Source organism: Mycobacterium sp. IDUB_19, assembly GCF_055419445.1.
This window is the reverse complement of the sequence record NZ_JBVAXR010000005.1, coordinates 98,178-122,063: the sequence shown is the minus strand read 5'-3', so window position 1 is coordinate 122,063 and position 23,886 is coordinate 98,178. Positions and strand designations below refer to the sequence as shown.

The 23,886-nt window shown below is 65.9% G+C and carries 25 protein-coding genes and 1 pseudogene; 11 read left to right on the top strand and 15 right to left on the bottom strand.

The features are described from left to right. Positions 1-88 precede the first annotated feature (88 nt). Positions 89-640, top strand: a complete 552-nt coding sequence (locus ACZY0B_RS06885) for an anti-apoptotic protein (RefSeq protein ID WP_463763280.1) — start codon at positions 89-91, stop codon at positions 638-640. A 16-nt stretch (positions 641-656) separates the two neighbouring features. Here the strand turns inward: ACZY0B_RS06885 and ACZY0B_RS06880 are convergent, their stop codons facing one another. Next, positions 657-965: a hypothetical protein gene (locus tag ACZY0B_RS06880; RefSeq protein ID WP_463763279.1), complete on the bottom strand. Its 309-nt coding sequence runs from the start codon at positions 963-965 to the stop codon at positions 657-659. A 44-nt stretch (positions 966-1,009) separates the two neighbouring features. Beyond that, on the bottom strand, positions 1,010-1,747 hold the full coding sequence (locus tag ACZY0B_RS06875) for an acyltransferase (protein ID WP_463763278.1): 738 nt from the start codon (positions 1,745-1,747) through the stop codon (positions 1,010-1,012). 136 nt (positions 1,748-1,883) lie between these two features. Between ACZY0B_RS06875 and ACZY0B_RS06870 the strand changes: the two genes are divergently transcribed. Beyond that, positions 1,884-3,197, top strand: a complete 1,314-nt coding sequence (locus ACZY0B_RS06870; RefSeq protein WP_463763277.1) for an outer membrane protein assembly factor BamB family protein — start codon at positions 1,884-1,886, stop codon at positions 3,195-3,197. On the opposite strand, the gene ACZY0B_RS06865 is transcribed toward ACZY0B_RS06870, so the two are convergent. The 3 genes from ACZY0B_RS06865 to ACZY0B_RS06855 all read right to left on the bottom strand — a co-directional run bounded on the left by ACZY0B_RS06865 (position 3,194) and on the right by ACZY0B_RS06855 (position 6,123). Then, positions 3,194-3,877 (bottom strand): esterase, encoded by a 684-nt coding sequence (locus ACZY0B_RS06865; RefSeq protein ID WP_463763276.1) that lies wholly within the window; start codon positions 3,875-3,877, stop codon positions 3,194-3,196. The two genes, ACZY0B_RS06870 and ACZY0B_RS06865, sit on opposite strands and share 4 nt — an antisense overlap. Positions 3,878-3,949: 72 nt before the next feature. Further along, positions 3,950-5,182, bottom strand: a complete 1,233-nt coding sequence (locus ACZY0B_RS06860) for a THUMP-like domain-containing protein (RefSeq protein ID WP_463763382.1) — start codon at positions 5,180-5,182, stop codon at positions 3,950-3,952. Further along, on the bottom strand, positions 5,140-6,123 hold the full coding sequence (locus ACZY0B_RS06855; RefSeq protein WP_463763275.1) for a class I SAM-dependent methyltransferase: 984 nt from the start codon (positions 6,121-6,123) through the stop codon (positions 5,140-5,142). The genes ACZY0B_RS06860 and ACZY0B_RS06855 overlap by 43 nt, the downstream gene beginning before the upstream one ends. A gap of 446 nt (positions 6,124-6,569) precedes the next feature. Between ACZY0B_RS06855 and ACZY0B_RS06850 the strand changes: the two genes are divergently transcribed. From ACZY0B_RS06850 to ACZY0B_RS06840, 3 genes are all read left to right on the top strand, one after another. Next, a complete protein-coding gene (locus ACZY0B_RS06850) occupies positions 6,570-7,538 on the top strand; it encodes a WXG100 family type VII secretion target (protein WP_463763274.1) in 969 nt (322 codons plus the stop codon). Then, positions 7,535-7,861, top strand: a complete 327-nt coding sequence (locus tag ACZY0B_RS06845) for a hypothetical protein (RefSeq protein ID WP_463763273.1) — start codon at positions 7,535-7,537, stop codon at positions 7,859-7,861. Before ACZY0B_RS06850 ends, ACZY0B_RS06845 begins: the two co-directional genes overlap by 4 nt. Before the next feature lie 423 nt (positions 7,862-8,284). Continuing rightward, positions 8,285-8,500 carry a hypothetical protein gene (locus ACZY0B_RS06840; RefSeq protein ID WP_463763272.1) on the top strand — a complete coding sequence of 72 codons (216 nt, stop codon included), beginning with the start codon at positions 8,285-8,287 and terminating at the stop codon, positions 8,498-8,500. 154 nt (positions 8,501-8,654) lie between these two features. On the opposite strand, the pseudogene ACZY0B_RS06835 reads toward ACZY0B_RS06840, so the two are convergent. The 5 genes and pseudogenes from ACZY0B_RS06835 to ctaD all read right to left on the bottom strand — a co-directional run. After that, positions 8,655-9,317, bottom strand: a pseudogene (locus tag ACZY0B_RS06835) (enoyl-CoA hydratase); the annotation flags it as partial. After that, positions 9,314-10,144, bottom strand: a complete 831-nt coding sequence (locus tag ACZY0B_RS06830) for an NUDIX hydrolase (RefSeq protein ID WP_463763271.1) — start codon at positions 10,142-10,144, stop codon at positions 9,314-9,316. The gene ACZY0B_RS06830 and the pseudogene ACZY0B_RS06835, both read right to left, overlap by 4 nt. Further along, positions 10,141-11,037 (bottom strand): ABC transporter ATP-binding protein, encoded by an 897-nt coding sequence (locus tag ACZY0B_RS06825; protein WP_463763380.1) that lies wholly within the window; start codon positions 11,035-11,037, stop codon positions 10,141-10,143. The genes ACZY0B_RS06830 and ACZY0B_RS06825 overlap by 4 nt, the downstream gene beginning before the upstream one ends. Before the next feature lie 7 nt (positions 11,038-11,044). Then, complete coding sequence (serB, locus tag ACZY0B_RS06820; protein WP_463763270.1) at positions 11,045-12,280, bottom strand: phosphoserine phosphatase SerB; 1,236 nt, start codon at positions 12,278-12,280, stop codon at positions 11,045-11,047. 25 nt (positions 12,281-12,305) lie between these two features. Continuing rightward, complete coding sequence (ctaD, locus tag ACZY0B_RS06815) at positions 12,306-14,051, bottom strand: aa3-type cytochrome oxidase subunit I (RefSeq protein WP_463763269.1); 1,746 nt, start codon at positions 14,049-14,051, stop codon at positions 12,306-12,308. Between the two features lie 225 nt (positions 14,052-14,276). Here ctaD and ACZY0B_RS06810 point away from each other — a divergent pair, with 225 nt between their 5' ends. Further along, positions 14,277-15,356, top strand: coding sequence for an iron-siderophore ABC transporter substrate-binding protein (locus tag ACZY0B_RS06810; protein ID WP_463763379.1), 1,080 nt, complete (start codon positions 14,277-14,279; stop codon positions 15,354-15,356). Between the two features lie 121 nt (positions 15,357-15,477). Further along, positions 15,478-16,518 carry an NAD(P)-dependent alcohol dehydrogenase gene (locus ACZY0B_RS06805; RefSeq protein ID WP_463763268.1) on the top strand — a complete coding sequence of 347 codons (1,041 nt, stop codon included), beginning with the start codon at positions 15,478-15,480 and terminating at the stop codon, positions 16,516-16,518. Here the strand turns inward: ACZY0B_RS06805 and ACZY0B_RS06800 are convergent. The 4 genes from ACZY0B_RS06800 to ACZY0B_RS06785 all read right to left on the bottom strand — a co-directional run bounded on the left by ACZY0B_RS06800 (position 16,507) and on the right by ACZY0B_RS06785 (position 19,572). Continuing rightward, positions 16,507-16,932, bottom strand: coding sequence for a DUF3349 domain-containing protein (locus ACZY0B_RS06800; protein ID WP_463763267.1), 426 nt, complete (start codon positions 16,930-16,932; stop codon positions 16,507-16,509). The genes ACZY0B_RS06805 and ACZY0B_RS06800 overlap by 12 nt on opposite strands. Before the next feature lie 356 nt (positions 16,933-17,288). Then, a complete protein-coding gene (locus tag ACZY0B_RS06795; protein ID WP_463763266.1) occupies positions 17,289-17,780 on the bottom strand; it encodes a hypothetical protein in 492 nt (163 codons plus the stop codon). 75 nt (positions 17,781-17,855) lie between these two features. Then, positions 17,856-18,830, bottom strand: a complete 975-nt coding sequence (gene nrdF, locus ACZY0B_RS06790) for a class 1b ribonucleoside-diphosphate reductase subunit beta (protein WP_463763265.1) — start codon at positions 18,828-18,830, stop codon at positions 17,856-17,858. Between the two features lie 124 nt (positions 18,831-18,954). Continuing rightward, positions 18,955-19,572, bottom strand: a complete 618-nt coding sequence (locus ACZY0B_RS06785) for a TetR/AcrR family transcriptional regulator (protein WP_463763264.1) — start codon at positions 19,570-19,572, stop codon at positions 18,955-18,957. Positions 19,573-19,649: 77 nt separating this feature from the next. Here ACZY0B_RS06785 and ACZY0B_RS06780 point away from each other — a divergent pair, with 77 nt between their 5' ends. The 3 genes from ACZY0B_RS06780 to ACZY0B_RS06770 all read left to right on the top strand — a co-directional run bounded on the left by ACZY0B_RS06780 (position 19,650) and on the right by ACZY0B_RS06770 (position 22,278). Next, the gene (locus ACZY0B_RS06780) at positions 19,650-21,230 is read left to right on the top strand and encodes a phytoene desaturase family protein (protein ID WP_463763263.1); all 1,581 of its coding nucleotides are present in this window, start codon (positions 19,650-19,652) and stop codon (positions 21,228-21,230) included. 63 nt (positions 21,231-21,293) lie between these two features. Further along, positions 21,294-21,740, top strand: coding sequence for an SRPBCC family protein (locus ACZY0B_RS06775; RefSeq protein ID WP_463763262.1), 447 nt, complete (start codon positions 21,294-21,296; stop codon positions 21,738-21,740). Beyond that, entirely contained in the window at positions 21,724-22,278 is a 555-nt protein-coding gene (locus ACZY0B_RS06770) for a TetR family transcriptional regulator (protein ID WP_463763261.1), read from the top strand. Before ACZY0B_RS06775 ends, ACZY0B_RS06770 begins: the two co-directional genes overlap by 17 nt. Here the strand turns inward: ACZY0B_RS06770 and ACZY0B_RS06765 are convergent, their stop codons facing one another. After that, positions 22,279-22,851 carry a TetR/AcrR family transcriptional regulator gene (locus tag ACZY0B_RS06765; RefSeq protein ID WP_463763260.1) on the bottom strand — a complete coding sequence of 191 codons (573 nt, stop codon included), beginning with the start codon at positions 22,849-22,851 and terminating at the stop codon, positions 22,279-22,281. A 102-nt stretch (positions 22,852-22,953) separates the two neighbouring features. Between ACZY0B_RS06765 and ACZY0B_RS06760 the strand changes: the two genes are divergently transcribed. Beyond that, positions 22,954-23,874: an SDR family NAD(P)-dependent oxidoreductase gene (locus ACZY0B_RS06760; RefSeq protein ID WP_463763259.1), complete on the top strand. Its 921-nt coding sequence runs from the start codon at positions 22,954-22,956 to the stop codon at positions 23,872-23,874. The last annotated feature ends 12 nt before the right edge of the window (positions 23,875-23,886 follow it).

The window sequence follows — 23,886 nt, the reverse complement described above, 5'->3', positions numbered from 1 at the left end:
AACAATCTTTTGCCGAAATCACCTACCGAAGCTGTTTGGCATGTAATTATCAGCCGATTCACAGTTGTCAATGCGCCAGGGAGGCGATATGGCCCACTCGATCGTTCGGACGTTGCTGGTGTCAGGGGCTGCCGCGGGGCTGATGGCCAGCGCCGGCGCCTGCTCGTGTTCGATCGGATCGTCGTCGCACGCGGTCGCCAAGAGCGATGTCGCGAGCCAGATCACCCAGAAGATGACCGATGCCCAGGGCAACAAGCCCGAGTCGGTCGACTGCCCGGGCGATCTGCCCGCGAACGTCGGCGCTCAGCTGAACTGCTCGATGAAGGTCAAAGGCTCCCCCTACAACGTCAATGTGACTGTGACCAGCGTCAACGGCAGCGACGTCAAGTTCGACATGGTGGAAACGGTGGACAAGAGCCAGGTCGAGCAGGCGATCAGCGACAACCTCACGCAGCAGGTGGGAAGCAAGCCCGAATCGGTGAAGTGCCCCGACAACCTGAAGGGCGTGGCGGGCGCGACGCTGCGCTGCAAGCTGGTCACCGACGGCAAGACCTACGGGGTGAACGTGTCCGTCACGGGCGTCGACGCCGGCACGGTCGACTACCACTTCGTCGTCGACGACCAGCCGTCAGCGCCGTAACACCCGCCCACAACGATCAATGGCCAACCGCCGCAAAGTAACCCACGATGCCAAGCAGTTCGGCCAGGCCGGACGTGCCTAACGTCGCGACAGCGTAGGGCCAGGCCCACCGTCGGCGAACCAGTTGGACGACCGTCGCGATACACCCGATGACCACACACGCGGCCGCCACCGATACGGACACCAAGACGGACGTGGCGGCGCGGTCCGCGCTGCAATGCTCGGGCGGGCAGTAGTCCGTGAAGGCCAGGAACATGAACTCCATGCCCGCGGCCACGCCCCAGCCGACGACCGCAACCACCATCAGCACGATGGACAGCGCCACATCCCACCCGGGACGTGCCGGCCTGGTACCCGTGCCCGGCGGGGTCAGTGGGCCGCCTTCTTGCGTTCGATATCGGCCAGGGCAGCGGCCAATTCGGCGCGCTGCGCGGCCGAGCTCTCCCAGGACAGCTGCCGGTTCTTGACCACCTTGGCCGGCGCACCGACCGCGATCGAGTAGTCGGGGACGACGCCGCGAACCACCGCGTGTGAACCGAGCACGCAGCCGCGCCCGATCGACGTTCCGCGCAGCACCGTCGCCTTCACCCCGACCCACGTGTCCGGCCCGATCCGGACCGGCGACTTGATGATGCCCTGATCCTTGATGGGCAGCGTGATGTCATCCATCCGGTGGTCGAAATCGCAGACGTAGCACCAGTCCGCCATCAGCACCGAATCGCCGAGTTCGATGTCGAGGTAGCAGTTGATCACGTTGTCGCGACCCAGCACCACCTTGTCGCCGAACCGCAGCGAGCCCTCGTGCGCGCGGATCGTGTTCTTGTCGCCGATGTGCACCCAGCGGCCGATCTCCAGCTGCGCCAGCTCGGGGGTCGCGTGGATCTCGACGCCCTTACCGATGAACACCATTCCGCGGGTGATGATGTGCGGGTTGGCTAGCTTGAATTTCAGCAGCCGCCAATAGCGCACCAGGTACCACGGCGTGTAGGCACGGTTCCTCAGCACCCACCTCAGCGAAGCCAGCGTCAAGAACTTAGCCTGGCGTGGGTCACGCAGCCGGTGGCCCCGCCAGCGGCGATGGACGGGGGCACCCCACATGCTCGTCACAGCCCGAAAGCCTAACGCGGTCAATGACGAGCACGCGAACCGCCACGGGTTACCCTCACCTGTACTCAATCGCTGCCGAACAGCCGGGTCCGCCCTCGAGCGGCCCGCGCTGAAAGAAGGATCTGGGAAACCGAAGGTGCTTGCCCGACAACTCGTCAGTGGGCTTCGGCGTTGCTCATCCGTAGTACTGACGGCCGTGCTCGCGGTAGGGCTCGGCGGTTGCGGCAACACCGACTCGTGGGTGCAGGCCGCGGCCGCGCAAGGCTGGTCGGCGCAGTACGGCGACGCGGCCAACAGCAGCTACACGACGACGGGCGGCGCCAACAAGCTGTCACTGCAATGGACCCGGTCGGTCAAGGGCAGCCTGGGCGCCGGAGCCGCGCTCAGCTCGAGCAATTACCTCGCCCTGAACGCGCAAACCCCGGCCGGATGTTCGCTGATGGAGTGGGAGAACAACGACAAGGGGCGGCAACGCTGGTGCGTGCGGCTGTTCCAAGGCGGCGGCTTCGGCGGTCCCCTGTTCGACGGTTTCGACAATCTGTATGTCGGCCAGCCGGGAGCTTTCCTGTCCTTCCCGGTGACACAGTGGACCCGGTGGCGTCAGCCGGTGATCGGAATGCCTTCCACCCCAAGGTTTCTCGGGGATGGTCAACTACTGGTCAGCACACACCTGGGGCAGGTGCTGGTTTTCGACGCGCATCGCGGCATGGTGGTCGGCAGTCCGCTGGACCTGGTGGACGGGATCGACCCGACGGATGCGACGCGCGGGCTGGCCGATTGCGCCCCGGCGCGCCAAGGCTGCCCGGTCGCTGCCGCACCCGCCTTCTCGGCGGCCAGTGGGATGGCGGTGCTCGGTGTCTGGCAGCCGGGCGCTCCGGCGGCCGGACTGGTCGGGCTCAAATACCACCGCGGCCAGACTCCGCTGCTGACCCGCGAGTGGACCAGCGACGCCGTCGGCGCCGGCGTCATTGCCAGCCCGGTGCTGTCCGCCAACGGATCGACCGTCTACGTCAACGGCCGCGACCAACGCTTGTGGGCCCTGGCCGCCGCCGACGGGAAACCGAAGTGGTCGGTGCCGTTGGGGTTTTTGGCCCAGACGCCGCCCGCGGTCACCCCGCAGGGACTGATCGTGTCCGGCGGTGGGCCCGACACCCGGCTGGTGGCCTTCAAAGACGGCGGCGATCATGCCGATCAGGCCTGGCGCCGCGACGACGTCACCCCGTTGTCGTCACCGGCCCTGGCCGGCAGCGGCGTCGGCTACGCGGTCGCCGGCGGCCCCGACGCTGCGGGGATGTCGCTGCTGGCGTTCGATCCGGGCAACGGCCACACGATCAACAGCTATCCGCTTCCAGCGGCCACCGGCTACCCCCTCGGACTAGCGGTCGGCAACGATCGCCGGGTGGTGGCCGCGACCAGTGACGGTCAGGTATACGGCTTCGCCCCGGCCTAAATGGCCAGCGGCGGGATCGCGTTGCGGGCCACCGAGGCTTGGCACGGGCCGGCGAAGGCCGGCAGCATCTCCCCCGGAGCGAAATAGAAGATCAGCTGGTCGTCGGTGATGGCGAAGTTCTGATAGTGCGAGGGGTCGCGGCCCGACGAGGGCAATATCGCGGCACCCAGCGCGTTCTGCCGTTCCAGCTCGCGCTGGACCAGCGGGAAGATCGCGTCCAGCGGCGACGTGTTCGGGGCGAACAGGTTGTCAAACGTGATGGGCTGCTTGGTCCCGAGGTTGTAATTGAACGCCTTGTACCAGGTGGACGTGTGCGATCCGCCGACGTCCTGGAAGAACTTGAGCACCACGCTGCGGGTGTTGTGCGGCGGTTCACCGGCGCTGTGTTGCTCGGTCGTCGCCTCCATTTGATAGGGCTGGTCACGCGGCCCGGACGTCTGCGCGACCGCGATGAAACCGTCGCGGTTTTGGGTGATGTAGTCGTCCAGCGGCTGCTGGTCGGGGTAGTCGGCCGGAAAGGTCATGGTGAGCGTGTACATCGGGCCAGTGCCGCGCACGTGGCACAGCTGCCCGGCCTCGACGGTTCCGCCCAGACTGGCGCAGGTTGGCGGCTCGGCAGCTGCCGGCCAGCCCAGCAGAGCCGCGGTAATCAGCACCGCGGCCGCGATCAGATAACGCATAACTCGAATTGTCCTCGTCGACTTCAACTGGCGAGGTCCCCCGGAAAGTGACCGCCGACAGCGTACAGGGCGCTACCGCGACGGACGGCAGACATAGGCCGTCGCACGGGCGGCGGGCCCGGTGCCGATGCGGGTGATCACCACCGACAAGGACTGGCCGCCGCGGGGCCGCAGCCGGCGCCGCAACGCGTCGGGATCGACCTGCACACCGCGCACCAGAATCTCCAGCGCCCCGCAATCGGCCGCGGACAGGGCGTGGCGGAGCCGGCGCTCATCGAACTCCAACTGCTCGAGCACCTCGAAGCCGCGGACGCCCGCCGGCAACCGGTCGCCGGACAGGTAGGCGATGTCGGGATCGAGTTGCCACAGCCCGTGCCGCGCGCCGTAGTGGCGCACCAGGCCGGCCCGCACCACGGCGCCGTCCGGGTCGACGATCCAGCGCCCGGCCGGCCGCACCGGACAGTCGTCGGGCTCGGCGTCGGTCAGCTTTTCGCCGCGATCGAGGACACTCGCCCGCCGGCGAACCCCGGGCTCGGCCAGCCGACCCGACCACAGGCACGCTTCGCGCACCGACCCGCGATGGGACGTTACCTCGATCTCGCCGTCGAAACCGAGGCGTGCTACGTGGTCGAAATCGATTCCGGGAGCACACTTTACGACGAGATCGCGGCCCCGGTAGCAGTCGATCAGCTCGGCGAGGCCGGGCTGGTAGTCAGCGGGATTGAACCGGCGCTGCCCACCGCGACGGCGCGCCGGGTCGACGACGACCACCGCGTCGCGGGTCACCGGGTGCAGGGCGTCGGCGCGGCACAGACGCGCGCCGGCGCCCAGGTTGTGGGCAGCCATCGCCAGCCGCACCGGGTCGATATCGCTGCCCACCGCGTCAGCGCCGGCGTCGCGCAGCGCCGCCACTTCGGTACCGATCGAACAGGTCGCGTCGTGCACGAGAGCGCCGGCCGCCGCGAGCCTTCGTGCCCGGTGCGCCGCCACCGGCGCCGCGGTGGCTTGCTGCAGTGCCTCGTCGGTGAAGAGCCAGCACGACACGTCACTCAACTGGCCCAGCTTCTCGGTGGCACGCCGGCGCAGCAGCGTGGTTTCCACCAGCACCCGGGCCCGGTCGCCGAAGCGGGCGCGCGCTGCGGCGATATCGGCGATCCGGGTGGCGTCCGTCAACGGGAATTCGGCGACCGCGGCAAGCGCCGCGACACCCGGTTCCGACCGCAGGTAGACGACGTCGGCGGTGGTGAAGCGCAGGCCAGCGCTCAGGAGGGTTTGACCCCGGTGACCATCACGTTGTAGAACCAGCCCTTGGGCGCCACGTGCCGCCAAATGTTGGCATCGACCCAGCTCAGCGCCTTCCAGCCGGTAAAGGCGAATTTCGCCCAACCCCAGCCCAGCCGCCCGGGCGGTACGGTCGCTTCGAAGGTGCGCACCGGCCAGCCGAACATCGCGGCGGTGAACTCCTCGCTGGCGGTGCGAACCTGCACGGCGCCGGCGCTGGACGCCATCCGCTCCAGGTCTTTCGGCTCGAAGGTGTGCAGATCGACCACCCACTCCAGGGCCGCCGCTCGTGAGTTCTCGTCGATCTCGGCCTGCGGCCGCCGCCAGCCGCCCAGTCCCGGCAGCTTCACGGCTCGGATGGTGATGTTCCACGTCAGGTCGGCCAGCCCGCGGGCGTAGCCATTGCCGACGGTGCTCGGCTCGCCGGCGAACACGAACCGGCCGCCGGGCTTGAGCACCCGGATCACCTCACGCAGCGACAGCTCGACATCGGGAATGTGGTGCAGCACGGCATGCCCGACCACCAGGTCGAAGGTGTTGTCGTCGTACGGGATGCCCTCGGCGTCGGCGACCCGGCCGTCGATGTCGAGTCCCAGCGATTGCCCGTTGCGGGTGGCGACCTTCACCATGCCGGGTGACAGGTCGGTGACCGATCCGCGCCGCGCGACACCGGACTGGATCAGGTTGAGCAGGAAAAACCCGGTCCCACAGCCCAGTTCGAGGGCGCGGTCATAGGGCAGCTCCGCGATGACCTCGTCGGGCACGATCGCGTCGAACCGGCCCCGCGCGTAGTCGACGCAACGCTGGTCGTAGGAGATCGACCACTTGTCGTCGTAGCTCTCCGCTTCCCAGTCGTGGTAGAGCACCTGCGCGAGTTTGCTGTCGAGCCTCGCGGCGGCCACCTGCTCGGCCGTGGCATGCGGGTTGGGAGCCGCGTCAGGGTCGGTCTTCGAACTGCTCGTCATGCAGGGCAGCCTAACTGCCTGGCGGATTCGGGGTATCTGGCCCCGGCGATGACGCCGGCGGAATCCGCCCCGGCATGAGGTGAAGTGCCAAGCGGCGGTGTCGGCCTAAACTCAACGATGTGGCCGAGGTTTTTCGGGTCAGTGATGCGGGGCTGGAGGTATTGGCTGCGCATTGTGAGATGGTGTCGGCGGAGTTGGTGGCGGCGACTCCGCTGCCCAGAGTTGGGCTGCCAATCCAGGCGACGTCTGGAGCCGTCGGTGCTGCTCATGCGGCCCTTCACGGAGCCATCACCGTCTTAGCCCGACGAGCGCAAACAAGCGCAATCAAGTCGGCCGTGGCGGGCGCCGAGTTTGCAATGACGGACGCTGCCGGTGCACAGCGAGCCGCCGCTATCGGTACCTCGATACCCCAGGTGTGACCAGTGTCGGGGGTCGGTGGCGTGGGAGTGCCGTCCTTCGCCGAGATCCAAGCCTGGGATGTCGCGCACTTAGAAAGTGCAGCCACGGACTGGAAAGCTACTGCCGGGCATTGGGAGTCCTCATTCACTTCGATTCATCGGGCTACTGTGTCGCCGGGTGGGACGGTGTGGGAGGGTGTCGCTGCCGAGGCGGCTCAGGAACGAGCATTCGCCGATCTTGTGAAGGTACGAGGGCTGGCTGATGTCCTGCACGAATCCGCAGCGATAGCTCGCCGTGGAGCTGAGACGCTCGATTCCGCCAAGCGCAGCGTGCTGGATGCGGTCGAGGAAGCCAGCAGCGCCGGATACGTTGTGGGCGAAGACCTTTCGGTAACGCCGACGCGATCCGGTGTGGCAGCTCAGGCCCAAGCGCAGCAGTACGCCGCCGACATCCAACAACGCGCCGCACAACTCGTCGCCCACGACGAAGCAATCGCCGCCAAGATCACCACCGCCAGCGCACCTTTGAACAGTGTCTCTTTCGCTGAACCGCAAGCGCCACCCATGGCTCGGGCGCTCGGCGCCGGTTTCAAGCTGGACCACGAGTGGGACCCCTACACCGATCAACCCGCGCATGGGCCATTCGAGCCGGTCACGCCGGGTCCCACCCAGTTCGATCCGAAAACCGGAACGGTCCAGGGCGGCGGCGGTCCGATCGGAGGAAAGGGCCCACCGCAGCCGTCCGCGCCGACCGGCAAGCGCGGCAGCCCAATGGATGTCCCACGCGGAACAAACGCTCCCGCGGTAATTGATGGGAGATCGTTTAGCGGACACGCACTCGACGAAATGCAAAGTGACGGTATTCCCGCGAGTGTCGTGAACAATGTTCTTCGAACCGGACTGTCGGCGCCTAGCAGAGGAGGCACAACGGTTTTTTATGATCCCGCCAACAACATCAGTGTCGTGCAAGCTCCGAGTGGATCAATCGTCACGGTAAGTTATGGAGACCTGCGATGACGACTGACGAGAGTCCAGAAGACCGCGTCGCCCTACTCCGACAACTGGCGATAGAGTGTCTAAACAATTACAGCGGCGGTTTCGCACAACTCGAACAATTGGATCGAGACCTCAAGTCGATAATCCGAACGCTCGGTGATATCGCGGACCCATCCTGGACGAAGTCATTACTCCGACAGTGGGGTCAGCTTGAAATCATTTATGCTTTAGTGCTTGATGACGGACGGGTCCAGTTGAGTCAGGACGAAGAGAACGAAGTGCAAGACATCGTCGCCGGGCTAATGACCGAATTCCGGGACTACTCGCCTCCCTCATTGGGTTAATTTCGCTGAACCATCGTTGAGACGGCCGTCGTAGCGCAGTCACGTCTCGGAACAGACCACATTCGAGACACCCAGCCAGCGTTGACAACCCTCGCCATCTTTTTCGGGCCGCACCGTCTCAGAGGTTGGTCTCAGAAACCCCGGCCTTCGCGGCGGCCAGCACGTGGCGCGGGCCGTCCAGGAAGCGCCGCGCCCAATTCGCGTCAACGACGGCGCGCTCAACGATGCAGTCCAGCACCCCGTCAATCCACCGAGATTTAAGCTGGACGACCAGGGCCGCGGTTCGTACGTATGCGAAGGCCCAGACGCGGTTGTCGTGCCGAATAAGGACGGCCAAGTGGTGACCGCCTGGGCTAAGAACCGAAACGGATACAGACACCCGTGAGAAATGTTCTGGACGCCACCTCACCGGAGCATCGCGCGGTGATCATCGACGAATTGACACGCCTGAACCCGACAATGCTGACTGAACTTCGCGCGACACAAGAGCCGAGCAGCGAACAGACTCGCGCCGTGGTGGACGTCCTCATCAACGAGATGGTGAACAATTTTGGGCCAGATTGGCAGCCTAATGAGCGTGGGCGAGCCATCGAAAATGCAATAGGGGCTTACTATTCGGCGTGGCCAAGGCAGGACTGATTGAAAGGTTTCCAGTTAATTCTGAACTGCCGTGCGGAGGCGCCGTCGGTCTGACGCAGGCGGGGTCCGAAGAGAAATCGGTGAGCGATTAAGTCGCCCTGAGAAATCCCGACCCAATGCCGAGGCTCTAAGGGGCGAAGTCGTCGGCCCGAGGTTCGAAAACGGCATTGATGCCGGCTTTCGCGGCGGCCAGCGCGCCTCGCGGGCCGTCGAGGAAGCGCCGCGCCCAATTCGCGGCGGCGTCGTACACGTCGTCCGGCGCCACCATCTCGTCGATCAGGCCCAGCTCCAGGGCCTCCTCGGCGTCGACGACGCGCCCGCTGAACACCAACTCCTTGGCCGTACTCACCCCGGCCGCATGGGTCAGGCGGGTCATCCCGCCGCCACCGGGGATCAGGCCGGACAGGATCTCGGTCGCGCCGAACTTCACGTTGTCGCCGCTGATCCGCCAATCGGCGGCCAACGCCAGCGTCAGGCCCGCACCCAAGGCGTAGCCGGTGACCGCGGCGACGGTGGGCTTCGGTATGGCCGCGACGGCATCGACGGCCTCCGCGCGCACCCGGTCGGCGATGTCGGCCTCGGCCGCGGTCAGTGTCGCCAGCTCGGGCATGTCGTCGCCGGCGGAGAAGATCTGGTGGCCGCCGAAGAGAATCACCGCGGCGACGTCGTCGCGGCGCCCCACCTCGGCGGCCGCGGCCGCGATCTCCCGATAGACCTGGCGGGTCAGCGTGTTGGTGGGCGGGCGCGAGAGCAGCAGGACGGCAAGGCCGGCGTCCTGCGTGCCGTCGCTGACCACGACGTGGACGAACTCGCTCAAAGCGGCCACTCCATGGATCCGCCCGATTTGCGGGCCTGGTGGTAGCGGTCGGAATCGAAGAACTCGAAGACCCAGTTGTCGCCCCGCTTCTCGAGTAGCGGCTGCACGGTGACGATCTGGCGTTCGACGGCCAGCACGTCGGCGACGCTGCGGCCGGCCAGCGAGTCCAGCTGGGTCCAGGTCGGCGGCAACAGGATGTTGCGACCGGCCTCGAAGTCGTCGATGGCATCCTGCGGCAACGCCCAGCCGGACCGGTCGGATTCGGTGTTCTCCCCGTCGGCGCGCTGACCCTCGGGCAGCGCCGCAACAAAGAAGTAGGTGTCGTAGCGGCGGGTGCGTTCGGCCTCCGGGGTGACCCAGTTGGCCCACGGCCGCAGCAGGTCGGAGCGCAGCACCAGGTTTTCGGTGCGCAGGAAGTCCGCGAACGACAGCGTCCGGTCGTCCAGGGCACGGCGGGCATCGGCATAGACCGAGGCGTCGCGGACGATCCCGTCCGGTGCAGAAAGGGACTGGCCGGCCGGGCCGGCGAACAACACCCCGGATTCTTCGAAGGTCTCCCGGGCCGCCGCGCACACCAGCGCCGCCGCCAGGTCGGTCTCGATGCCGAACCGCTCTGCCCACCAACTCGGCGGCGGACCGGCCCACGCGATATCGGCATTGCGGTCGCGGTCGTCCACCCCGCCGCCGGGGAAAACCATCGTGCCCGGGGCGAACTCCATCTTCGAATGGCGGCGCATCAGAAAGATCTTCAAGCCGCCGGGTACATCGCGGACCAGCATCACGGTGGCGGCCGGTCGGGTCGGCAGCGGCTCGGGGGTGGTGCTCATTCCTGCCTCCTGCGGTGAGCCGCGCGAGTGCGGATGCGCCGCGCGAAGTACCGGCCGTCGATGACGTCGAGGGCAATCGACTGACCGAATGCGGCGGACAGGTTTTCGGCGGTCAGCACGTCGGGCAGCAATCCCGCCGCCACTACCCGTCCCTCCGACAGCAGCATGCAATGGCTGAAGCCGGGCGGAACCTCTTCGACGTGATGGGTGACCAGTACCAGGGCGGGCGCGTCGGGATCGGCGGCGAGGTCGGTCAGCCGGGACACCAATTCCTCGCGGCCGCCCAGATCCAGGCCGGCGGCGGGTTCGTCGAGCAGCAGCAGCTCGGGATCGGTCATCAGCGCCCGCGCGATCAGCACCCGTTTGCGTTCCCCTTCGGACAGCGTCCCGTAGGTGCGGTCGGCGAGGTGCTCGGCGCCCAGGCTCTCCAGCATGTCGAGCGCCCGCTGCTGGTCGACCTCCTCGTAGCGCTCCCGCCAGCGGCCCAGCACCGCATAGCCGGCCGAGATGACCAAATCCCGCACGACTTCATCGGTGGGGATCCGCTGCGCCAAAGCCGATGAGCTGAGCCCGATCCGGGCCCGCAATTCCGACACGTCGACCCGGCCCAGCTGCTCGCCGAGCACGAAGGCGATGCCGGACGACGGGTGCTCGGCCGCCGCGGCGATGCGCAGCAGTGACGTCTTGCCGGCCCCGTTGGGACCGATGATCACCCAGCGCTCGTCGAGTTCGACTGCCCAATCCAGCGGCCCGACCATCACGTGCTCGCCGCGACGCAGCGAGATGTTCCTGAAGTCGATCAACAGATCGGGGTCGGCTGCGGCAGTGCCGGTTTCGAGCACCCGATTATCGTGCCGTACCGCGCGAGTGCGACGGCTGCCGGGTCGGTTCAGAGCTCATCTACTCGGGGGGAATCTCGACGCGGCGCACTTCGCCGTCGACGGCGTCGGCGGCCTCGATCTCGCCGCGGGTCACGCCGAGCAGAAACAGCACCGTGTCCAGGTACGGACTGCTCAGCGACGCGTCGGCGACGGCCCGTAGCGCCGGCTTCGCGTTGAACGCCACCCCCAGCCCGGCCGCGGACAGCATGTCGATGTCATTGGCGCCGTCTCCGACGGCAACGGTCTGCGCCATCGGCACCCCCGCCTGATGGGCGAAGTCGCGAAGCGCCTTGGCCTTGCCGGGGCGGTCGATGATCTGGCCGACCACCCGGCCGGTGAGTTTGCCGTCGACGATCTCGAGCTCGTTGGCGGCGACGAAGTCCAGCATCAGCTCCTCGGCAAGCGGTTCGATGATCCGCCGGAACCCGCCGGACACCACGCCGCAGTGATAGCCCAGGCGCCGCAGTGTCCGCAGGGTGGTCCGGGCGCCGGGCATCAGCTCCAGCTGGTCGGCGACCTCGTCGATCACCGTGGCGGGCAGGCCCGCCAGGGTCGCCACCCGCTGCTGCAGCGATTCCGCGAAATCCAGGTCACCGCGCATCGCGGCCTCGGTGATCGCGGCGACCTTGCCTTCGGCGCCGGCCTTGGCCGCCAGCATCTCGATGACCTCGCCCTGAACCAGCGTCGAGTCGACGTCGAACACGATGAGCCGTTTGGCCCGCCGCTCCAGGCTGTAGTCCTCGACCGCCACGTCGACGCCCTCGTTGGAGGACACCTTGTTCAGCGCGGTCCGCAGCTGGCCGTCGGCTCCCGACGGCACCGAGACCCGCAACTCCAGGCCGGTCACCGGGTAGTCGGAGACGCCGCGGATCAGGTCGATGTTCACACCCAGCGCCGCCACTTCCCGGGCCACCGCGCCGAACGCCCCGGCGGTGATCGGCCGGCCCAGCACGAAGATGGTGTGGGTAGAGGGCTCGCGGATGATCGGCACGGCCTCGCTGCGCTCGATCGTGACGTCGAGGCCCACCCCGTGGATCGCGTCCTCGACATCGTCGCCGGACACGATGCTGTCGGCGACGTCCGGTGGACAGCACAGCAGCACACCCAGCGTCAGCCGGCCCCGGATCACCACCTGCTCGACGTTGAGCAGGTCGATTCCGTGCCCGGACAGCGCGTCAAAGAGCGCCGACGTCACACCCGGTTGATCCACGCCGGTGACGGTGATCAGCACCGACACCTTGGGTGGTGTATTCACTCGCGATTGCCCCCGCGATGGGCCATTAGCTGCGGACGTCTACGTCGTCGAGTCGGGTGACGTCGTGACCTTCTCTGCCATGGTTTCGACCGACGTGCGACTCGGCTCGCATGCGCTCCACCATGTGCGGGTAGTGCAGCTCGAAAGCCGGTCGCTCCGAACGGATTCGGGGCAGCTCGGTGAAGTTGTGCCGCGGCGGCGGGCAACTCGTTGCCCACTCCAGCGAGTTGCCGTAGCCCCACGGGTCGTCGACGGTGACCACTTCGCCGTAGCGCCAGCTCTTGAAGATGTTCCAGACGAACGGGAACATCGAGGCGCCGAGGATGAAGGCCCCGACCGTCGAGACGATGTTCAGCCCCTGGAAGCCGTCGGTGGGCAGGTAGTCGGCGTAGCGGCGCGGCATGCCCTCGTCACCCAGCCAGTGCTGCACCAGGAACGTGGTGTGGAAACCGATGAACGTCAGCCAGAAGTGCAGCTTGCCCAGCCGCTCGTCGAGCAGCCGCCCGGTCATCTTGGGGAACCAGAAGTAGATGCCGGCGTAGGTGGCGAACACGATGGTGCCGAACAGCACGTAGTGGAAGTGCGCGACCACGAAGTAGCTGTCGGTGACGTGGAAGTCCAGCGGCGGGCTGGCCAGCAGCACCCCGGTCAGTCCACCCAGCAGGAAGGTGATCATGAAGCCGACCGAGAACAGCATCGGCGTCTCAAAGGTCAACTGGCCCTTCCACATCGTGCCGACCCAGTTGAAGAACTTGATCCCGGTCGGCACCGCGATCAGATAGGTCATGAACGAGAAGAACGGCAGCAGAACGGCTCCGGTGGCGAACATGTGATGCGCCCACACCGCGACCGAGAGCGCGGCGATCGACAGCGTCGCATACACCAGCGTGGTGTAACCGAAGATCGGCTTGCGGGAGAACACCGGGAAGATCTCCGAGACGATGCCGAAGAACGGCAGCGCGATGATGTACACCTCGGGGTGGCCGAAGAACCAGAACAGGTGCTGCCACAACAGAACTCCGCCGTTGGCCGAGTCATAGATGTGGGCGCCTAGGTGGCGGTCGGCGGCCAGTCCGAACAGCGCCGCGGTCAGCAGCGGGAAGGCGATCAGCACCAGGATCGAGGTCACCAGGATGTTCCAGGTGAAGATCGGCATCCGGAACATCGTCATCCCGGGGGCACGCATGCAGACCACGGTGGTGATCATGTTGACCGCACCGAGGATCGTGCCCAGACCCGCGACGGCCAGGCCCATGATCCACAGGTCACCGCCGGCCCCGGGTGAGTGGATCGCGTCGGTCAACGGCGTGTAGGCGGTCCAGCCGAAGTCGGCGGCCCCGCCCGGCGTGATGAAACCGGCCATCGCGATGGTGGCGCCGAACAGGAACAACCAGAACGAGAAGGCGTTCAGCCGCGGGAATGCCACGTCAGGCGCGCCAATCTGCAGCGGCAGCACCAGGTTGGCGAAACCGAACACGATCGGGGTGGCATAGAACAGCAGCATGATCGTGCCGTGCATGGTGAACAGCTGGTTGAACTGTTCGTTCGACAAGAACTGCAGACCCGGCGCGGCCAACTCGGTACGCATCAGCAGCGCGAGCAGCCCACCGATGAAGAAGAAGATGAAGCACGCGACGCAGTACATGATGCCGATCAGCTTGTGATCGGTGGTCGTGATCAGTTTGTAGATCAGGTTCCCTTTGGGACCGGTGCGGGCCGGGTACGGCCGAACGGCCTCAAGTTCTCCCAACGGGGGCGCTTCGGCTGTCAACAGCTCCTCCAAACATCCATCCCAGACAGGGGTTCCCTCGAATCTTAGCCCCCGATCTGGCCGCGGGCAGTGCTGGTCCTACAAACTGTCGTAATTGGCTCATCGCAGGCGGCCGGCCGCGTCGGCGGACCGGTTCCCAGCTGGTCAGATGTTAGCGTCGAACGCGTGCAATCCGGCGGTACGCGACCCACCCAGAGCCCCATCGAAGGACCCATCACACGACGACTGGCGGCCGTCGCCGCGATCGCGGCAGCCGCGGTCCTGGCATGCAGCGGTTGCGGGTCCGGGCAGTCCGGTTCCAAAGGGCCGTCGACTCGACCGCTGGTAACGCCCACCACGCAGATCGCCGGCGCGGGGGTGCTGGGCAACGACCGCAAGCCCGACGAGTCGTGCGCGCGTGACGCGGCGCCGGCCGATTCGGGGTCGGCGACTCACCAGGCCCACAACGTCGCCGGGGTCACTCCGGACTCGGTCCAGGTGCCCGCGGAAGCGCAGCGCATCGTGGTCCTCTCCGGCGACCAGCTCGACGCGTTGTGCGCACTTGGCCTGCAATCGCGAGTGATCGCCGCGGCACTGCCCGACGACTCGTCGAGTCAGCCGTCCTATCTGGGTGACGTCGTGCACGCGCTGCCCGGCGTCGGCCCCCGGGACAATCCCGACCTGCGCGGGATCGCCGCGCTTCACCCGGATCTGATCCTGGGCTCGGTCGCGCTGACGCCGCGGACGTATCCGAAGCTGGCCGCGATCGCCCCGACGGTGTTCACCGGGGCACCCGGTGCGGCGTGGGAGGACAACCTGCGCATTGTCGGTTCCGCGACGGCGCGCAGCGGTGCCGTCGACGGGTTGATCGGTAGCTTCACCCAACGGGCCGGCCAGATCGGGGCCAGTCACGACGCCGCCCATTTCCAGGCGTCGGTTGTCCAGCTGACCGTCAACAGCCTGCGGATCTACGGCGCCAACAACTTTCCGGCCAGTGTGCTGAGCGCGGTCGGGGTGGACCGGCCGGCTTCCCAGCGGTTCACCGACAAGCCGTACATCGAGATCGGCGCCACCGACGCCGATCTGGCGAAGGCGCCGGATTTCTCGGCGGCCGATGCCGACGTCATCTACATGTCGTGCGCCACCCGCGCCGCCGCCGACCGCGCCGCCACGATCTTGGACAGCGCCCCGTGGCGCAAGCTCTCGGCCAACCGCGACAACCGGGTTTACATCGTCAACGACGAGGTATGGCAGACCGGTGAGGGCGTTATCGCCGCCCGCGGCATCGTGGATGACCTGCGTCTGGTCAACGCCGCGATCAACTAACGCCGCAGGTCAGGTACGCACACATCGTCATACGCTCACATGCGGGTCGGGCACGATTGGCCTGAAACCTTTACCTTAGCTAAGCTTTTCTAGGACGCAATCGAATCGAAGAGGGATTTCCATGAGCACTGTTTCCGCGTATGCCGCCACGTCGGCGACGGAACCGTTGACCAAGACCACCATCACCCGCCGCGACCCGGGCCCGCACGACGTCGTGATCGACATCAAGTTCGCCGGGATCTGCCACTCCGACATCCACACCGCCAAAGGCGAGTGGGGCATGCCGAACTACCCCGTCGTCGTCGGCCACGAGATTGCCGGCGTGGTGACCGCCGTCGGCTCCGAGGTGACCAAGCACGAGGTGGGCGACCACGTCGGCGTGGGGTGCATGGTGAACTCCTGCGGCAAGTGCAGTAGCTGCAAGGCCGGCCTCGAGCAGTACTGCAAACGGGGCGCGACCTTCACCTACAACTCCGTCGACAAGGACGGCACCCCGACGCTGGGCGGCTACAGCCAGGCGATCGTCGTCGACGAAAACTTCGTGCTGCACATCCCCGACTCGCTCCCGCTCGACAAAGCGGCACCCCTGCTGTGCGCGGGCATCACGCTGTTCTCGCCGCTTCGGCACTGGAAAGCGGGCCCGGGCACGCGGCTGGCGATCATCGGCCTAGGTGGCCTCGGGCACGTGGGCGTCAAGCTGGGCGCGGCGATGGGTGCCGAGGTGAGCGTGCTCTCGCAGTCACTGAAGAAGATGGAAGACGGGCTGCGGTTGGGCGCCAGCAATTACTACGCGACCGCCGACCGCGACACCTTCAAGAAGTTGCGCAGCAGCTTCGATCTGATCCTGAACACCGTCTCGGTGAACCTGAACCTCAATGACTATGTGAACCTGCTCGACGTCGACGGCACGCTCGTCGAGCTGGGCATCCCCGAGCACCCCATGGAGGTGGGGGCGTTCCCGCTGGCGCTGGCACGCCGCAGCCTGTCCGGGTCGAACATCGGCGGCATCGCCGAAACCCAGGAGATGCTCGACTTCTGCGCCGAGCACGATGTGACCCCCGAAATCGAGGTCATCAAAGCGGATTACGTCAACGAGGCCTACGAGCGGGTGCTTGCCAGTGACGTGCGCTACCGCTTCGTCATCGACATCTCAACCCTGTGAGACGCCCTCGGGAACGTCGTCGCGGCGGCAGGCGATCTCTTCAGCCGCCTCCCCGTGCTCGTCACCGGGAATCACCTCGCTGACGTCGATGCCGGCCAGCGGCCAGCCGGCGGCGGCCAGCGTCGCGGCCACGCGCGCAATGTTCTCTCGGCCGGCGTCGTGGTTGGTGGTCTTGGTGATGAACTGGGCGATCTCCTCGCGGCTGACGACGCCGTCAGCTCCTGGCTGCGACTCTTTCGCAGCGATCTTGTGAGCGACCTCTTCGAGCTGGTCCTGGGTAAGGGGTGTGCTCCGCAGCAGGGCGAACAACGCCACCTGGTCCGGGCCGGGAACGCCTTGGGGGTAGCCGACGTCAAGCCAGCGGATCACTGACTTGAGAAATTTCGCGTGCTTGTGAGAGTGAGTTTCCGACACCCACTCAGTCTCACGGTAGGTGCGCCGCCGTGGCGGCACACCATGGTCACTATTCATATGCCGTTCACGACCTGAACATCTGGCCCTTGAAATTCGCGGCGCGGACCGATCGGAAGGGGCGCCGCGGGCCTTCCCTCGAAATCCGCCGTGTTTGCTGGTGAAGCGATTTACGATGAGCGAGCCGACAACGGGGGCCCGGGCCCGGCCCGGAAGAACGGAGTGGTCATGTCTGGTCTCACGAGCAAACTCGTCGTCGCCCTGGTTCTCGCCTTCGCCGCCTCCGCGACCGCTGGGTGCACTATCGACTGCCCGGCCGGCGCCGGGGTCTGCGGTATTAGCTAAGCCCGCATTGCCGATCAGCTGTTCTCGTCGCGCAGGGCTTGCATCGCCAAGTTGTTGAGCAGTTGCCGGCCAACATCGGTGCGTAGCTGGGGCAAAAGCGCGGAGACGACACCGGCTGCGGTGAGCGCGAGCTGGACCAGACCGTCAGGCTCCGAGGCTGCGTCGCGGAGCACGTCATACTCGGCGCCCTGATCTTCCAAGTGCTGTGCCATGGCGATCCGGGCCACCAGCCGGTTGTCGCGGTCGAGATCGACCTCGTCGGAGGCAGACGCCAGCGTCAGGGTTTCGCCGATCTCCGCGACTTCTTCCGGCTCGCACAGCTGCGCCACCAGTTGCCACAGGATCGACACGGCAGCGCGGATCAGCTGCGGAAGCCGGTCAGCCGGAATGACTTCATCGTCGATGATGACGCGCATGCCCGCTTCGTCGCCGCGCTCGCCGTGCTGAATGAGCGCCAAGGCGCGACGGAAGTCTGCCGCGCCCACGCTGTTCTCACTGCTCTGCATACAGGCATCCTGCCCGGGGCAACGTCAATCAGCCTGCAGGAAAACAGATTCCGCACCGGCTGGCGACCTGCGGCGTTAGAAGTCCCAGTCCTCGTCGGTGGTGTTGACGGCCTTGCCGATCACGTACGACGACCCGGAGCCGGAGAAGAAGTCGTGGTTCTCGTCGGCGTTGGGCGAGAGCGCGGAAAGGATCGCCGGGTTCACGTCGGTCTCGTCACGCGGGAACAGCGCCTCGTAACCCAGGTTCATCAGCGCCTTGTTTGCGTTGTAGCGCAAGAACTTCTTGACGTCCTCGGTCAGCCCGACCTCGTCGTAGAGATCCTGGGTGTACTCCACCTCGTTGTCGTAGAGCTCGAAGAGCAATTCGTAGGTGTAGTCCTTGAGCTCGGCGCGCTTGACCTCGTCGACCAGCGCCAGGCCCTTCTGGAACTTGTAGCCGATGTAGTAACCGTGCACGGCCTCGTCGCGGATGATCAACCGGATCATGTCGGCGGTGTTGGTCAGCTTGGCCCGGCTCGACCAGTACATGGGCAGGTAGAAGCCCGAGTAGAACAGGAAGCTTTCCAACAGCGTGGAGGCCACCTTGCGCTTGAGCGGCTCGTCGCCCCGGTAGTACTGCATGACGATCTCGGCCTTGCGCTGCAGGTTCGGGTTCTCCTCCGACCAGCGAAACGCGTCGTCGATCTCGCCCGTCGAGCACAGCGTGGAGAAGATCGAGCTGTAGCTCTTGGCGTGCACCGACTCCATGAACGCGATGTTGGTGTAGACGGCCTGCTCGTGCGGCGTCAGCGCATCGGGAATCAGGCTGACCGCACCGACGGTGCCCTGGATGGTGTCCAGCAACGTCAGCCCGGTGAAGACGCGCATCGTGAGCTGCTTCTCGTTGGCGGTCAGCGTTCCCCAGGACGGGATGTCGTTGGACACCGGCACCTTCTCGGGCAGCCAGAAGTTTCCGGTCAGCCGGTCCCAGACCTCGGCGTCCTTCTCGTCTTGCACCCGGTTCCAGTTGATCGCCGAAGCGCGGTCGATCAGCTTCATGTTTTCGGTCACCAGAACCCCACTTCACACGCCGTTTTGCCTGAGGGATGTCAGGCTCCAGACACTACCCCTGGGGTACGACAACCCGTGGCAACACAAGTAGTTGTGTCTACGTGTCGCGGCGTCTCATCCGAGTTTAGTCCAATCCGGCGTCGCGCAAAGTGTGCGTGAGCCCGTCTTCCAGCGCGCTCAACGCAATGTCGGTGAGGCGGCTCAGTTCGTCGATATCCTCCCCGCCCTTGCCCATCCACGCTTCCAGGGCGACGAACACCGCGGTCGCCAGGCTGTGCGCCGCGATGTCAGCGATCATCGCGCCGTCGGCGGTCGGCTTGGACCGTTCGTGGATGAAGCGGGCGATCTCGTCGGCGACCTGATCGCGCATCCGCCGAATGTGCGTGGTGATGATGTCCTGATCGAGGTCGCGCGACCGGATGGTGGCCGCTTCACGGACCATCGCGAAGTCAAAAGGAAACGCGTCCACCGCTTTTCGCACCGACGCGGTGATGGGTTCCCCGTGCGGGCGCAACGCCAGCGCGCGAGCGAACCATTCGAAGCCGATGTCGTAGTCGGCAAAGATCACCGCGTGCTTGGACGGGAAGTGCCGATAGAACGTTCGCTCGGTCACCCCGACGTCGGCGGCGATGTCGGACACGCTGGTTTGGTGCACGCCATCGGCGACGAAGCGCTTCATCGCCGCCTGCAACAACGCCTGACGCGTGCGCCGACTACGAGATTCCACGCTGTAAGCAGACACCAAATGTCACCATTGACGCAAATATGTCAGATATGACATTGTGCCTCTGTCGAGCGATCTTCACCGGAGGAGTCAGCATGGCCGACTATGACGCGATCATCATCGGAGCAGGTCACAATGGTTTAGTCGCCGCGAATGTGCTGGCGAAGGGCGGCGCGAAAGTCCTCGTTCTGGAGCGTGCGCACTTCCTCGGCGGGATGGCCGCGACCCGGGAACTCTTCGACGGCTACAAGCACAGCGTCGGCGCGTGGGCCGTGCTGATCTGGCGCCAGGAGATGACCGAACGCCTGGAGCTGACCAAGTGGGGCTTCGAGCTGATGGATCAGTGGACGTCGACGTGCACCTTCGGCGATGCGGCCGACACCCCGTTCGTGATGTACAACGACCTGGAACGGATGGGGCGTCATCTGCTCGAGGATCACGGAGCCGACGTCGCGGCGGGCCTCGGCGGCCTGTTCGCGCACATCGGGCGATTCGCACCGTATTTCGTCGACTCGGCTTTCGGGCCACCGCTCGACATCATCGAGGTGATCGCCTCCCAGCCCACGGCTGCGGACCGTCACGACTTCGCCCAGATGTGGTACGGCAGCACGATGGACACGGTCCGCCGCTTCTTGGCGCCCGATCAGGGCCGCTGCATCCAGGGCTCGCTGGCCGCGATGTCCATTGACGCGTTCGACGGCGGTCCCTGGACTCCGGGCTCGAATGCGTCGACGCTGTACCACTACCTGATCGGTGGCGGCAACGTCGAATACATCATGCCGCGCGGCGGCATCGGCGCACTGAGCGCCGCGCTGTGCCGGCGCGCCGAGTCGCTGGGCGCCGAGGTACAGCTCAAGCAGCACGTCAAGGAGATCCTGGTCGAGGGCGGGCGCGCCACCGGGGTCCAGTTGCGCGATGGCACAACGATTTCCGCCGACGCCGTGCTGTCCTCGCTCGACCCGTACACCACCTTCGTGAATCTGGCCGGCGCGCGGAACTTTCCGCCCGACTACATCCGCAAGATCAAGGAGATCAATTTCAACCTGGGCTACATCCAGGCGCATCTCACCATTGATCAAGCGCCGCAATGGATCGAGCGCCTGCAGCCCTATATGCAGGACAACGGCCAGTGGTGTCCGACCGTCGCCTACGCACCGTCGCCGGAATACATCAGCGATGCGTGGGAGCAATACCGCAAGGGCCAGTTACCCGATGCACCTCCCACGTACCTCTACATACCCAGCATGGTCGATTCGTCGCTGGCGCCCGAAGGTAAGCACAGCGCAACGATTTTCACGCCCTACTTCCCGACCGGGCTGGACGCCGACGAAAACCGAAGCTGGAAAGAGCAATACGCGGATACCTGCGTGGGAATCTTCGACAAGTATGCGCCCGGGTTCGCCGACTCGGTCACCAACCGCGTCGTGTTCTCCAACCGGTACTTCGGCAGCACCTTCAGCGCGCACGCCGGTGACTACTCGCATGGCCTGCTGCAGCCCAACCAACTGTGGACCGGCCGCGTCGTCGAGGGAGCCGACAAGTTCGCCACCCCGGTCGACGGACTGTACCTGTGCGGCCAGTGCACCCACCCCGGTCCGGGAGTCACCGGCATCCCGGGGTGGAACGGCGCCGAGGCTGCGCTCGAGCATCTCAACGCACGCGTCGCGCAAGCGTAGGGCTAGGGCTACGGCGGCCGCGGCCTCTTTTCAGCACACTCCGCACCATGTACCATTTGGTACATGGTTACCGAAGACAGCATCGAGATCGATGCCGCGCCGCAATTGGTATGGGATGTCTTCAGCGACGTCGAGCACTGGCCCGAGTGGACCTCTTCGGTGACGTCACTGGTAGGGCTGGATGCACCCGTCCTCGCCGTGGGCCGACGGTTCGCGATCAAGCAGCCCGGCATGCAGAAGCTGGTATGGACGGTCACCGAGATCGATCCCGGCTCGTCCTGGACGTGGGTGCAACGCTCCCCCGGCGTGAACGTGATCGCACGCCACCATGTGACCGCCCAGCCCGGCGGCGGCACCCGCGTGCGCCAGGAACTCGACCAGGGCGGCTTCCTCGGCGCTCTCGTCGGGCGGCTGATGGTGAAGAAGACCAAGCGCTTTCTCGAACTGGAAGCCCAAGGACTCAAGGCCCGATCGGAGCAGCTCAGCCGAGCCAATGGTCCGCACCCCTGACCTTGCGCGGCGCCGGCAACTACTGGATGCGCTATTCGAGGAGTTCGCCGCGGGCGGCATCGGAGACCGCTCGCTGCGCGACGTCGCCGCCGCGGTCGGAACCAGTCATCGAATGTTGTTGCATCACTTCGGCTCTCGTGAAGACCTGCTGATTGCCATCGTCGAGGAGGCCGAACGCCGACAGATGGCGCTCGTCCCCGACTTGCCGACCGATCCCGCCGAAGGCTTCGCCGCAATGTGGGCGGATCTGCACCGGCCCGAGCTACGCCGACTGGAACGGCTCTTCTTCGAGTGCTACGCCCGCGCCGCCCAAGGCGAAAAGCCTTTCACGCGAATGGTTCCCGGTGCCGTCGACGGCTGGCTTCGCCAGGTCGAGACATCGGCGGCCGGCGTTGCATACGACGGTGCGATGGCACGACTCGGGCTGGCCGTCACCCGCGGTCTGCTGCTGGATCTCGTCGCCACCAACGACGAGGCCGGCGTCGACGCGGCCGCGAATGCCTTCATCGACTTGCTCAAGGCCGCGTCGCGCGACTAGTCACTTCGCCTTGGGCAACACCGAAATCAACGTGTCGACGAGTTCCTCGGCGTTGGTGTGCCACTTGTCCAGATCCATGTGGCCGCTCAAATCCAAACCCGTGATCCCGTGGGCGCTGGTCAACAGCAGCGCTCCATACCGTCGCGCCTGCGCAGGACCCGTAATGCGACCCACGACGTCGAGAAACAAATCCTGCGCGCGTTCGGCTACCCGCATAGCTTCGGTCGGGTCCCCCGCCGGCGGGGTGAACATCAGCCGGTACAGATGGGGCCGGGTGCGGCCGAGGGTGATCAGCGAAAGTAGACCGGAGCGCAACGACTCCTCGGGTGAATCGTCGCTATTGACCAAAGCCTCGAGTAGATCGCCCAATTCGCTCAACGCGTTCGTGGCCAGGACCGCGAGCAGCGATTCTTTGTCGGCAAAGTGGCGATACGCCGCAGAGTGCGAAACACCGACCCGAGCGCCTACCTCGCGCAGCGTGACCGCTTCGACTCCGCCGAGGTCGAGTAAGACCTCGGCCGCCTGGAGCAGCGAGCGGCGTGTCGCCGCAGCACTCTCCGCTCGTGTCGTCACCCGCCGAGCATAAGTCAGCGTTTCAGTTGACAATGTCAACTCAAGCGCCTAACTTCAGTTGACAACGTCAACTCAAAGGCCCACCACCGGACGGAGACCGCCATGAATTCCTCGAATCGCGCCGACCGTCAGGAGCTGATCGTCGTGACCGGCGCCTCCACAGGGATGGGCGCGGCAACGGCTAAGGAATTGGCCCGGAAGGGTTTTCACGTGCTCGCCGGTGTCCGCCGCGAGGCCGACGCCGAAGCGCTGCGGGCCGAGGGCATCGAACCGCACATCCTCGACATCACCGTCGAATCAGACGTGGCCGCGATCGCCGAGCGTGTCGTCCGCGATCCGCTGCGTCGTCCCCTGCGCGCGCTGATCAACAACGCCGGGACCGCGATCAATGCACCGATCGAAGCCCTGCCACTGGCGCAGTGGCGCCAGCAGTTCGAGGTCAATCTGTTCGGCCACGTCGCGATGACCCAGGCGCTGTTGCCGGCGCTACTAACCAGCTCGGGCACCGTCGTCAACATCAGTTCCGTCGGCGGCAAGGTGGTCTTGCCGACCTATGGCGCGTACGCCGGTTCGAAGTTCGCCCTCGAGGCCGTCAGCGACGCCTTGCGGCGTGAGGTCGCTGAGCTCGGCATCAAGGTGGTCGTCATCGAACCCGGCGCAGTCAAAACCGAGATGGTCGAACGGGGAATCGCCACCGCGGAGGGACTGAAGGCCAACATGACCGCTGCCCAACTCGCACGCTACGGCGACCTCACGGAGGCCGTTACGGCGCAAGCTCAGTCCTTCACCGAGACTGGTGTTTCATCCGAGCACGCCGCAAAAGTGATCGCCAAGGCCGCGACCGCATCTCATCCCCGGACTCGCTACACGATCGGGCGTGACGCAGCGATCCTCGTGCGGATCAGCCGCCTCGTCTCCGACCGGGTACTCGACCGGATCGTGCGCCGCAACCTTCGGTCCTTTGCGAAGGGCTCGCAGCCAAGTGAAAAGCCGAGCGCTGCAACGGCTTCGGCCGATGTCTAGGCGATCAGCCCG

What these genes read in the sequence shown, in the direction of transcription:
- ACZY0B_RS06855 (WP_463763275.1), bottom strand. Translation starts at nt 6,123, where the DNA reads ATGACGAGCAGTTCGAAGACCGACCCTGACGCGGCTCCCAACCCGCAT.
- ACZY0B_RS06805 (WP_463763268.1), top strand. Translation starts at nt 15,478, where the DNA reads ATGAGCACTGTTTCCGCGTATGCCGCCACGTCGGCGACGGAACCGTTG.
- ACZY0B_RS06780 (WP_463763263.1), top strand. Translation starts at nt 19,650, where the DNA reads ATGGCCGACTATGACGCGATCATCATCGGAGCAGGTCACAATGGTTTA.
- ACZY0B_RS06775 (WP_463763262.1), top strand. Translation starts at nt 21,294, where the DNA reads ATGGTTACCGAAGACAGCATCGAGATCGATGCCGCGCCGCAATTGGTA.
- ACZY0B_RS06795 (WP_463763266.1), bottom strand. Translation starts at nt 17,780, where the DNA reads ATGCAGAGCAGTGAGAACAGCGTGGGCGCGGCAGACTTCCGTCGCGCC.
- ACZY0B_RS06865 (WP_463763276.1), bottom strand. Translation starts at nt 3,877, where the DNA reads ATGCGTTATCTGATCGCGGCCGCGGTGCTGATTACCGCGGCTCTGCTG.
- ACZY0B_RS06885 (WP_463763280.1), top strand. Translation starts at nt 89, where the DNA reads ATGGCCCACTCGATCGTTCGGACGTTGCTGGTGTCAGGGGCTGCCGCG.
- ACZY0B_RS06830 (WP_463763271.1), bottom strand. Translation starts at nt 10,144, where the DNA reads ATGAGCACCACCCCCGAGCCGCTGCCGACCCGACCGGCCGCCACCGTG.
- ACZY0B_RS06760 (WP_463763259.1), top strand. Translation starts at nt 22,954, where the DNA reads ATGAATTCCTCGAATCGCGCCGACCGTCAGGAGCTGATCGTCGTGACC.
- ACZY0B_RS06845 (WP_463763273.1), top strand. Translation starts at nt 7,535, where the DNA reads ATGACGACTGACGAGAGTCCAGAAGACCGCGTCGCCCTACTCCGACAA.
- ACZY0B_RS06770 (WP_463763261.1), top strand. Translation starts at nt 21,724, where the DNA reads ATGGTCCGCACCCCTGACCTTGCGCGGCGCCGGCAACTACTGGATGCG.